Origin of the sequence: Alkalibacterium putridalgicola, assembly GCF_900109825.1 — a bacterium.
GTDB classification, from domain to species: domain Bacteria; phylum Bacillota; class Bacilli; order Lactobacillales; family Carnobacteriaceae_A; genus Alkalibacterium; species Alkalibacterium putridalgicola.
Genome location: NZ_FOBL01000055.1, coordinates 1 through 9312, shown reverse-complemented (window position 1 = coordinate 9312; position 9312 = coordinate 1). Strand labels below are relative to the sequence as shown.

The window sequence follows — 9312 nt, the reverse complement described above, 5'->3', positions numbered from 1 at the left end:
GATCGACATGCCAATTTGAAATATCGATATGGAAATCGAAAAGTTTTGGTGTCGGGGGTACTTCGTCGACACAGTCGGTCGAAATAAGAAACAGATTGAAGAGTATATTAGGAATCAGCTTCGAGAAGACTATATGAGCGATCAGCTGACATTATTTGAAGAATATGATCCGTTCACCGGACATAAAAACAAGAAGAAATAGACGATTCTTTTAGAATCAGTGAGTAAATGTGGTGCATAAGGGAAACTCACTCAGTGGGCCTTTCAGGCCAAGGCCGGTAAGAGAGGCTTTCAGCCGCAGAGCAAACCACCAGTTCACACTGGTGGTTTTGATTTCTTATAGACGCCGACCAATATAAGTTCAGGAATAGAAGATGGATATTGATTAATAAGGGGGAGAGATTTATACTTGTTAAATCATGCCAGTGAAGGAGATACCTTATGTTCTATGAAAAAGAGTCGAAGACGAGTCATTCCTTTAAAGATAAATACATAAATATCAGTCAGAAGTTTATGATCTCAATGCTGTTTGCATTAGTATGGCTAGGCTTTTCAGTCTATCTGTCATTACCCTGGCTGAGGGATCTTTCAAATATAACAACGCCATTAACAGCAGTATTGATAATAGCGGGGATCGGGTACCTACCAGGTCTGATAAATTCCTTTATCGTCATGAGTCTGCTGCTTGATCGACAACCTAAATTCAAAACACCCGATCCACATATACCCATATCGATTATTATTGCCTGCTACAATGAAGAAAAGGTGATTGCGAACACTTTACGATATATAAAAGCACAAGATTTTAAAGGGGATATCAGAGTGTTTGTCGCCGACAATGGCTCAACGGATTTGACTGCGATCCAAGCAGAGAAAGCCGGGAAAGAACTTGAACTTGATTTAATTGTTAAAAGCGCTGAAAGACCAGGGAAATTTAATGCGTTAAATGAAGCACTCAAATCGGTTGAAACTGAATACGTCATAACACTTGATGCAGATACTTTACTACATAAATCAGCCATACGCTTTTTGGTTTCTAGGGTTATTACCGCTCCAGCTGATACAACGGCTGTTGCAGGTTCTGTACTTGTCCGAAACAGCAGAGATAATCTCCTGGCAAAAATTCAGGAATGGGAGTATTTCCTGGGGATCGCAAGTATAAAAAGGATGCAGGGGATGTATCAAGGAACTTTGGTTGCTCAAGGAGCCTTTTCGCTTTATACGACCGAGATGCTGAAAAAGGTAGGTGGATGGCCGGATGCGATAGGTGAAGATATTGTATTAACATGGAAACTTTTAAGAGAGAACAAGAAAGTATACTTTGAACCAAAGGCTGTTGCGTTTACTGAAGTACCGACAAAGTTCATTCATTTTTACAGACAGAAAAGCAGATGGGCTAGAGGTATGATAGAAGGGTTGAAAGTTGTGAAGCCTTGGCAACAGCCGATTGTGTATATTCGTTTTTTAACTAGCATCAATTTAGCTATGCCTTTTTTGGATATGGCATTCACTCTAGCTTGGATTCCAGGTTTGATATTAGCTTTTTTTGGAATCTATTGGATCATAGGGCCAATGACACTCCTTGTTTTACCGATAGCAATGCTGCAAAATTTCATTCTATATGTTTATCAGCGGGAGGTATTTCGTGAACTAAAACTGAATATTCGGAATAATTTCTTAGGGTTTATAGTTTTTGTTCTGTGTTATCAGCTTATTATGAGTCCGATATCGCTCGTAGGCTATACACAAGAAATATTCGTAAAAAAGCGTGTTTGGAAGTAAATGAGATGATCGATCAAGCTACTTAATCTAAAGTCGTTCCTTCAGCAGAAATGTATAATAGAACTGTTCGAAGAAGGGATTTTAGTTCTTGATCTATATCAATCCTTCTGCATCCATACTATGGTATAGTGTTTTTAGATAAAAATGTTTAAATAGCAGTGGATCATAAAAAGAATCGTAACGATTTCCGGAAAGGATAGATAACATGACTGAATCAGATCAGAATCAAAAACATACTTGCGGCCTTTCGCATAAAGGCTGTGTTTCTCTGGTCCCAATATTCAACCACCTCGACGTACAGCAGATGGATGAAATAATGGAGACTGTACAGTCCCAGTCGTTTGAAAAAGGGGAACTGGTTTACCGTGCGGGAGATAAGTCGGATGTTTTGACGATCGTTAATAAAGGCAGCCTGCGTATTTATCGGCTTTCAGAATCCGGGAAAGAACAGCTCGTCCGAGTTCTCAGGCCAGGCGAATTTACTGGCGAACTGGCATTGTTCAATGAAAAAGTACATGAAAACTATGCAGAAGCGATGGAGCCGGCATCAGTCTGTCAGATCACGCGTTCTGATCTTCAGACACTTTTGGTGAAGTACCCATCCATCTCACTCAAAATTCTCCAGGAGCTCTCAGCTCGGGTGGACCAGAGCGAAACGCAGGCTGCCCGGTTTACGACTGAATCGACGGAGCAGCGTCTGGCTCTTTATCTAGCCGATTTACTTGGACCGGGTAGTGAATCAAATATCGTGACCTTACCTTTGACGAAAAAAGATCTGGCGTCTTACATCGGAACGACCCCTGAAACAGTGAGCCGGAAACTGAAAGAACTGGAAGAGCTGAACCTGATCAAACGCCTCAGCTCATCCAAAATCAAGATACTGGACGAGGATAATCTGATTTTTCTATAAAGTGAATCGCTATGAAAAGACTAGAGATGTTGTGTCTCAGGTCTTTTTTTTGCGAAAAATTGAAACCTTGATCAAAATCAAGGTTTCTTTCACAGGTAATGGCCTATACTTTAACTGTGAAAGGCAGAGGACAGACAGGCTGACTGAGCAGAACAAGGAAAAGAGTGGTTTAGTGGAGTTATTGAGCTGAACTTGATGAACGTCAATTCCACTTCAGCGTTCAAGACTTATACTAGGAATGTAAGAGATAGAGACAAACAAAGAGATAAAAACTAAAGGAGAGAGTAGACATGAAAAAAGCGATATTAAAACTGGAAACTTTGGCATGCCCAAGCTGTATGCAGAAGATAGAAAACGCACTGAAAGGCCTTGACGGTATCGACAAAGACAGCGTCAAAGTCCTGTTCAACTCGAGCAAAGCGAAAACGGCCTTTGACTCCGAAAAGGTCTCAATAGAAGAGATCGAGAAAGCGATAGAAGACTTAGGTTATCCAGTCATCAAGTCGACGGTCAAAGCAGCATAAACTAACTGAAAAGTAGAGAAAGAGGGAAAAAGAATGACAGAATTCGATACCGTAGTAAAAGAACATTTTCCAACACTTGAGATTTACACCCTGCCCCTGACTCGTGCACACGGGAAGAATCATCCGGAAGTCTTCAGAGTGCATGAACTGTTCCGGAGGATGAATGAAAAAGTGAAGGACAGTGGTTCAGACAAGCCTGATCTGGACGAGGAATTCACTGAACTCCGTGAGGTGACTGGTCAATACGCCTTGCCCGGCGATGCCTGCGAAACGTATGAAGCCGTCTATGAGATGCTGTCTGAGGCAGACGACGCTTACTATGCTTGAACCTGATAGAAAGAAGACTTTTTGAAATTCGCCCGGGAAGTGTGAAAAACTTTCTGGGCGGTTTTTTTTGATTTTAAAAGGGGTCAGGACACGCTGGGCGGTGCGTCTTTTCATATCAGTGAAAGATGGGAGCCAACTTTGGGTGCTATTAAAGAGACCACGTGTCCTGTCTTCATTGAATTAATACCCGTTCGACAATTAGGATTTTGTTGAAGTCTCCTAAGTACCGAATTTGAGCAAGTTCGGTACTTAGGAAGAGTTATTAAGAGCCTACTAGCCGAATATGGTCGAGGTTCGACAAGTAGAAATGTGAGAGAGCGTCCTAAGTACCGAAGAGAGGCGAGTTCGGCACTTTGCGAATGTTATCGTAAACGTACTTACCGAATAGTGATGAAGTTCGGTAAGTAGAAATCTCTGCAAGCATCCTAACGACCGAATAAGAGCACATTCGACACTTAGCTGGCAGTATCAGGAACGTAACGACCGAACGCAGCACAAAATCGCAAGAAAACAGAATCAAATCTGACACCGTACTAAAAAAGTCGCATGGATGAAGGGCTCAGGGTACTGCTGCACGTTTTTTTGCCTTTGATCCACCTGAAAACCATAAAAATGAATGAACTTGACTGTAGTCAAGTTCAAGCCGAACAAACGCCCGTATACTTAACTTAACATCAAGGAAATGAGAAAATAGGAGGAATCATCATGCAGAAAGTTATATTAAGTCAGAAGAAACTGATCACCTTATTAAGCGGGCTACTCATTGTCATCGGCTACTTCAGCCGGTTTGCGCTGGGGAACGTGGCTGTCCTGGAGTGGGCACTGATCATCGCGTCAGTGATCGGGATCGCTCCGATCGCAGTCCAGGCGTATCAGGCACTAAAGGTGAAAGTCGTCAGTATCGACGTGCTGGTCACCATCGCAGTCATCGGGGCCTTCCTTATTCAGAACTTTGAAGAATCAGCTATCGTTACTTTTCTCTTCCTGTTCGGGCATTACCTCGAACAGCGGACACTGAATCAGACCCGTTTGGCCATCAAAGAGCTTACTGAAATGGCTCCAGAAATCGCACTCGTCCAGACCGACTCCGGTGAATTTGAAGAAGTGGACATCGATGAAGTCGACGAGGGGGACATTCTGCTCGTTAAAACCGGGGCTAAAGTACCCGTTGACGGAACGGTCCTGTCAGGTGACGGCTATATCAACGAAGCGAGTATTACCGGAGAATCCGTTCCCGTTACGAAATCAAAAGATTCAGGCGTTTATGCCGGAACGATCCTTGAAAACGGAACGATCCAGGTCCGTGCAGACCGAGTCGGAGAAGAGACGACTTTTGGGAAAATCATCGAACTGGTGGAAGAGGCTCAGGATTCCAAATCAGAAGCGGAGCGCTTTATCGACAAGTTTTCAAAATACTATACACCTGCCGTTTTGCTTTTGTCCTTTGTGGTCTGGCTGATCAGTCAGGATATTGAACTGGCGATTACCATCTTGGTTTTAGGTTGTCCAGGGGCTCTCGTTATCGGTGTGCCGGTCTCAAACGTTGCCGGGATCGGTAATGGCGCCCGTCATGGTGTCCTTTTAAAAGGGAGTGAAGTGATCCATGACTTCAGCCGAGTAGACACGATCGTCTTCGATAAGACCGGGACGTTGACCGTTGGCAATCCGAGTGTGGCGAAAAAGGCAGTTTATGGCGAAGAGTCAGACGAGGCCTTGAACTATCTGGCCAGTGTGGAAAAAGAATCCGATCACCCGCTGGCTAAAGCGATCCTCGAAGAAACGAAAGCGGCGCAAATTTATCCGGTCGAAGAGACAGAAGTCGTCAAGGGCGGCGGGATCGTGGCTCAGGTCGGTGGTCACCGCGTCGCTGTCGGGAATGTGGCTTTAATGGATAAAGAAGGCATCGAACTCAGTGAGAAAGCGAAAGAAGACGTTCAAGAAGCAGAAACCAGTGGAAACTCCCTAGTCCTCACTGCTGTTGACGGTGAACTGCGCGTTTTGATGGGGATCAGAGATCAGGTCAGACCCGGTGTGAAAGACGACCTTGATCAGTTGAAGGATTTGGGTGTAAAGAATCTAGTCGTTCTATCGGGAGACAACCAGGGGACGGTCGATGTCGTCGCCAGCGAACTTGGACTGACGGAAGCCCACGGTCACATGCTGCCGGAAGATAAGTCTGCGCACATCGAAAAACTTGAGAAAGAAGGACAGATCGTTGCTTTCGTGGGCGACGGGGTGAACGACAGCCCGTCGCTGGCTCTGGCGGATATCGGTATCGCTATGGGAAGCGGGACAGATGTCGCGATCGAAACATCTGATGTGGTCCTGATGAATTCGGACTTCAGCCGTCTGCCGCATGCGTTAGGCCTAGTGAAAACCACAGCGAACAACATGATCCAGAATATCGCCATTGCAGTGGGCGTCGTTTTCGTCCTACTGGCCAGCGTCTTCTTCAGCGACTGGATGAACATGTCCATCGGTATGCTGGTCCATGAAGGCAGTATCCTGGTCGTTATCTTCAACGGGATGCGTCTCTTGAAGTATCGCCTTCGTGGAAGCAGGAAACACGAGGAAGTGAAGCACGTTAAAACAGCTTAATATTTAAGTGAAAAGCATTCTACTCAGGTAGAGTGCTTTTTTTAATGAAAAAATGAAGTACAGCACATTGGAGATGTCCTGAACTCGACTATTTACTGAAAAAATGAAGTACAGCACTCTGAAGAGGCTCTGAACTTAATTATTTTTAAAAAAAGTGAAGTACAGCACTTTGGGCCCAGTCTGAACTCAACTATTTACTGAAAAAATGTAGTACAGCACTTTCTTGGACTCCTGTACTAAAGGATGATCTATTGAAACCACGGCTGCATCTTGGTTTGGAAGTTTATCATAAAAGAATCAGCTTTAAAATTGGCTCCATACGGATCGATTCATCCAGATTAGCCTCGAATGGATATAAATAGACAGTTTACTGTTCAAAAAGTCTTAAAAACGTCACAGTTTTCCTTCGGCGGTAGAGTTGACTCACAGATTAAAATTGTGTAAGCTAGTAGAAGTAAACCCCTAGGGGTATTTATAATAAAAAAGGCTTTTATTAACTGATTAAATGAATGCTTCATTAATAGAATTACTTATAAGCTTAAGAACTAATCACCTTTTTACCCGTTGTGGTATAACTAGTCAGGAGAATGTACGTGGAAAATATTATTTCCAACCCGATGTTCAGCGCGGTCGTGTCGCTGCTGGTCGGTATATTGCTATGGTACGGTTTGACGGATGAGTCAGCCAGCGTGAAAAAAAGCGTTGTATCGGTTTTCATGGATAGTGTGTTTTATTTTGTTGTCGCACTGTTCGGTATCAATGCGATCTTAAACATCAGCGAAATCATTCAGGTCCCTTACCGGATCCTGCTGTTCTCGTCGAACGTCGTCTGGATCGCTTCACTCGGTGTACTGATATACGGAAGTTATCTTTATGGAGATAGATTATGGGAAAATAAAGAGAAAGCCAAAAGTGCAGCCAAGCTTTTAACGACGATCGGCTTAGCAAATCATGCTTACATGTATTACCGCTATGCATCGGTCACTACATTGCTGCTCATCGTACTCTTCGTGAGCCTGCTGGCACTTTTAACATTTACGAACCTTACTCAAAAAGTGCCGCCCGTCTGGATCGTTTTAGGATTCGGTGCTTTGCATCTTCTGATCATGGGCACGCGTTCGGTCATTTATTTTAATTTTGTCTTTACACCCCTGGCGATCCTATCACTTTTTATAGTGTTCAGCGGTCTGCTCCTGGGTTATAAAAGGGGGATCTTACCATCGAGACAGAACTAACAGCACTCTTGGCATTTGGCGCAGGCGCTTTGTCTTTTTTCTCGCCCTGTACCTTGCCGCTGCTGCCTTTATATTTATCTTATATTACCGGTAAAAGTGTGAAAGAAGTGAAAGAGAATCAGTCGGCCGCGTTCAAAAGAACGGTCATGCTGCACTCGATCCTATTCCTGATCGGTGTGTCAGTCGTTTATGTTAGTCTGGGACTCAGCATCAGCTATTTGGGTGGCTTTTTCAGTCAGCTGCTGACTGGATCGACGAGCCTGCTGCTTCAGCGTATCGCGGGACTACTCATTATCGTTATGGGACTGGTCACAGCTGAATGGCTCCAGATACCGGCCCTATTGAAAGATACACGCAGGATGGCAGGGAACCGCACGACCAGTTATTTTTCAAGCTTTTTCATCGGCTTGGGTTTTGCAGCTGGATGGACGCCGTGTATCGGCCCGATTTTTTCTTCTATACTGCTGATCGGCGTGTCGACCGGTTCGCCGCCGGCCCTTTATTTGACCCTTTACATTTTAGGCTTTGCTCTGCCGTTTCTTTTAGTGTCTTTCTTCCTCGGCAAGATGGACAACATCATGAAACACAGTCAGAAGTGGATGAAAGTCGGAGGCATACTCATGATCGTTATGGGTCTCCTGCTTTTCACAGGAACGCTGGAAATAATATCAGAATGGATCGCACAGTGGCTCGAAGGTACACCGTTTGAGTTGCTAGGATAGGAGTGTTGACATGGTGAAAAAAGGTTTATGGGCGGTCATCGCCCTCATGCTCGTTTATGTCGTCTTTGACTTTGTCACAGGATTGAACCGCGAACAGGAAGTCATGGAACAGGCGTCGGTTCAAAACGAACTCAGTGTACAGGACGAGCTGAATGAAGAAATGGATACTGAAGAGATGTCTGAAGAAGAGCTCCAGGCGCTGATGGATGAGATCGCTGAGCAGAATGCTGAAAGCGAAACGGGATCTAAGATAGAGTTTGGACTGAATGCCGGAAACGTTGCCTATGATTTTCAGCTGGAAGACATGGACGGCAATACGGTGCAGTTGTCGGATTACAGAGGAAAGAAAGTCTTTCTGAACTTCTGGGCCAGCTGGTGTCCGCCTTGTCGCGTAGAAATGCCGCACTTGCAGGAATTTCATGAAGAACAGGACGAGGTCGTTGTCTTAGGCGTCAACGTCATCTCCTCTGAAAGTGATCCTGAAAACGTTCCGGCATTCATTGATGAATTCGGTCTGACTTTTACGAACGTTTATGCACCGAGTGAAATCACCGATCTGTACCGTGTCGAATCCTTGCCGACCTCTTATTTCATTGGCAGTGACGGTGTGATCTATGAGCGTGTCGTGGGACCAGTCACGAAAGATATACTGGAAACGAAATTCGAAATGATCGACTGACTACCCAAAAGACTTCTTAAAATTATTGCTACTGGAAGGTCATGAGTGTATCGCTTCGACTTCATCGTATTGTGATTCAGTCAAAAGCTGAATACTGCAGCTCGTGTGGGAGTATTGTAAGTGACCAGGCTACTGATAAAAAGGATCGATTCCTGGTAAGCAAAGGCTTGACCCGGAAAAAGTGATATGCTATCATGAAGGTAACTTCACAAGGGATACAGACTTGTGACAGACAATCACGTCACTTGAAAACTTAATATGAAAGCTTTGAATAGGCATAATCTATTCATTGTGATCTGAACAGGCGGTGAACGCATTAAAAGGTTCATGCAGCCGGGCTGCACATGTTGCGGCAGCAGACTATGTATTTAAAGGACATATCTGTGGGACAGTTAATTCTGTTCTACGGGTATGTCCTTTTTTTATTGTGACGAACTTATAAAGAAAGACTAACTATATAAAGTCAAGCAATAAAACCTAATATTTCTACAGTCTATTTTGGAATTTAAGGGCGCATCAAATAAACTTAAGCAAG

Annotated in this window: 8 protein-coding genes, 1 pseudogene and 1 riboswitch; all 9 genes and pseudogenes read left to right on the top strand. The window is 44.1% G+C overall.

Annotated features, from left to right (window positions below):
• Positions 1-202: pseudogene (locus BMX84_RS11965) on the top strand (transposase); the annotation flags it as partial.
• Between the two features lie 239 nt (positions 203-441).
• A complete protein-coding gene (locus tag BMX84_RS11960) occupies positions 442-1782 on the top strand; it encodes a glycosyltransferase family 2 protein (RefSeq protein WP_091490169.1) in 1341 nt (446 codons plus the stop codon).
• A gap of 205 nt (positions 1783-1987) precedes the next feature.
• On the top strand, positions 1988-2692 hold the full coding sequence (locus BMX84_RS11955; protein WP_091490166.1) for a Crp/Fnr family transcriptional regulator: 705 nt from the start codon (positions 1988-1990) through the stop codon (positions 2690-2692).
• 290 nt (positions 2693-2982) lie between these two features.
• Positions 2983-3216 carry a heavy-metal-associated domain-containing protein gene (locus BMX84_RS11950; RefSeq protein ID WP_091490163.1) on the top strand — a complete coding sequence of 78 codons (234 nt, stop codon included), beginning with the start codon at positions 2983-2985 and terminating at the stop codon, positions 3214-3216.
• 33 nt (positions 3217-3249) lie between these two features.
• Complete coding sequence (locus BMX84_RS11945) at positions 3250-3543, top strand: iron-sulfur cluster repair di-iron protein, ric (RefSeq protein WP_091490160.1); 294 nt, start codon at positions 3250-3252, stop codon at positions 3541-3543.
• 705 nt (positions 3544-4248) lie between these two features.
• Positions 4249-6141, top strand: a complete 1893-nt coding sequence (locus BMX84_RS11940; RefSeq protein ID WP_091490158.1) for a heavy metal translocating P-type ATPase — start codon at positions 4249-4251, stop codon at positions 6139-6141.
• Positions 6142-6734: 593 nt separating this feature from the next.
• Positions 6735-7376, top strand: coding sequence for a hypothetical protein (locus tag BMX84_RS11935; protein ID WP_091490156.1), 642 nt, complete (start codon positions 6735-6737; stop codon positions 7374-7376).
• 8 nt (positions 7377-7384) lie between these two features.
• A complete protein-coding gene (locus BMX84_RS11930) occupies positions 7385-8098 on the top strand; it encodes a cytochrome c biogenesis CcdA family protein (RefSeq protein ID WP_218142379.1) in 714 nt (237 codons plus the stop codon).
• 10 nt (positions 8099-8108) lie between these two features.
• Positions 8109-8777: a TlpA family protein disulfide reductase gene (locus BMX84_RS12810; protein WP_091490152.1), complete on the top strand. Its 669-nt coding sequence runs from the start codon at positions 8109-8111 to the stop codon at positions 8775-8777.
• A gap of 286 nt (positions 8778-9063) precedes the next feature.
• A riboswitch (NiCo riboswitch) is annotated at positions 9064-9171 on the top strand.
• Positions 9172-9312: the final 141 nt, after the last annotated feature.

Excerpts from the sequence above, each read along its gene's own strand:
- BMX84_RS11940 (WP_091490158.1), top strand. The coding sequence starts at position 4,249 with ATGCAGAAAGTTATATTAAGTCAGAAGAAACTGATCACCTTATTAAGC.
- BMX84_RS11955 (WP_091490166.1), top strand. The coding sequence starts at position 1,988 with ATGACTGAATCAGATCAGAATCAAAAACATACTTGCGGCCTTTCGCAT.
- BMX84_RS11945 (WP_091490160.1), top strand. The coding sequence starts at position 3,250 with ATGACAGAATTCGATACCGTAGTAAAAGAACATTTTCCAACACTTGAG.
- BMX84_RS11950 (WP_091490163.1), top strand. The coding sequence starts at position 2,983 with ATGAAAAAAGCGATATTAAAACTGGAAACTTTGGCATGCCCAAGCTGT.
- BMX84_RS12810 (WP_091490152.1), top strand. The coding sequence starts at position 8,109 with ATGGTGAAAAAAGGTTTATGGGCGGTCATCGCCCTCATGCTCGTTTAT.
- BMX84_RS11960 (WP_091490169.1), top strand. The coding sequence starts at position 442 with ATGTTCTATGAAAAAGAGTCGAAGACGAGTCATTCCTTTAAAGATAAA.